The sequence below is a fragment of the Methylobacterium sp. WL103 genome (assembly GCF_008039885.1).
Lineage (GTDB): Bacteria > Pseudomonadota > Alphaproteobacteria > Rhizobiales > Beijerinckiaceae > Methylobacterium > Methylobacterium cerastii.
The window spans coordinates 1-1,204 of sequence record NZ_VRUX01000915.1 but is presented as its reverse complement, the minus strand read 5'-3'; the positions used below and the strand labels follow the sequence as shown (position 1 = coordinate 1,204).

General features: G+C 73.7%; 1 protein-coding gene. It reads left to right on the top strand.

Annotated features, from left to right (window positions below):
* On the top strand, window positions 1–797 hold a 797-nt coding region (locus FV222_RS26675), incomplete at its 5' end, for a VWA domain-containing protein (RefSeq protein WP_147816143.1).
* Window positions 798–1,204 lie beyond the last annotated feature (407 nt).

Genomic DNA, 1,204 nt, shown 5'->3' with positions numbered 1-1,204 from the left:
GGACCCTGTGGGCGGCGCTCGTCGTGGCGCTCGCCGGTCCGCGCCTCGTCCTGCCGGCGACGGCGCTGCCGGCCTCGGGCCGCGAGATCATGCTCGCCATGGACCTGTCCGGCTCGATGGAGCGACGCGACTTCTCCCTCGACGGCGAGACCGTGAACCGACTCGTCGCGGTCAAGCGCGTCGGCGCCGACTTCATCCGCCGCCGGGCCGGCGACCGCATCGGCCTGGTGATCTTCGCCGACCAGGCTTTCGTGGCCGCCGGGCTCACCTTCGACACGGCGAGCGTGGCGCGGGCCCTGGAGGATGCGACCATCGGCCTCGTCGGCCGTTCCACCGGCATCGGCGACGGCCTCGGGCTGGCGCTGCGCCGGCTCGACCCGAAGGATTCCGGCGGCGAGGGGCAACCGGTCGCGTCCTCGAAGGCGGTGATCCTGCTCTCCGACGGCGCCAACAACGCCGGCCAAACCACGCCGAAGGACGTGGCGGCGCTGGCGAAGGAGCTCGGGATCAAGGTCTACACGATCGCGCTCGGTCCCCGCGACATGGCCGACGCCGACGGCGAGCAGGACGTGGTCGACACCGAGACGCTCCGGGAGATGGCCGAGATCACCGGCGGCAAGGCCTTCCGGGTGAAGACCACCGACGACCTCGTCGCGGTCGCCGACGCCATCGACACCCTGGAGGGGGGCCGTGCCAAGGCCCCCCCGGTGCCTCTGCGCCACGACCTCTGGCCCTGGCCCGCGGCGCTGGCCTTCGCCTGCGCCGGGCTGCTGCTGGCCTCCCGGAGGCGGGGATGAAGCGTCTTCGTTCTAGTCTCTTCGAGCGGGCGCGAGACTTCGGCGCGACCAATACCGCGCATCCCCTCTCCCCGCCTGCGGGGAGAGGGCCGTGCCGACCTCGTCGTCGGCGCGGCGAGGCGGCAGCCGAAGGTGAAGGGGTGCTTCCGGACGCCCGCCTTCGGCAACGCCCCCTCACCGCCGCTTCGGCTTCGCCTGCGCTTCCCGCAGGCACGACGAGGTGCCTGCGGGCCTCTCCCCGCCTGCGGGGAGAGGGGGGCCCTCTCCACCGAGGGAGCGTTCGGCGATGACCCTCTTCGACGCCTACGCGCTCCTACGCCCCTGGTGGCTGCTGGCGATTCCCGTGATCGCCGTGCTGGCCTTCCGGGCCGCCGCCCGCGCGGCGCCGCTCGGCGATTGGGCGCGGG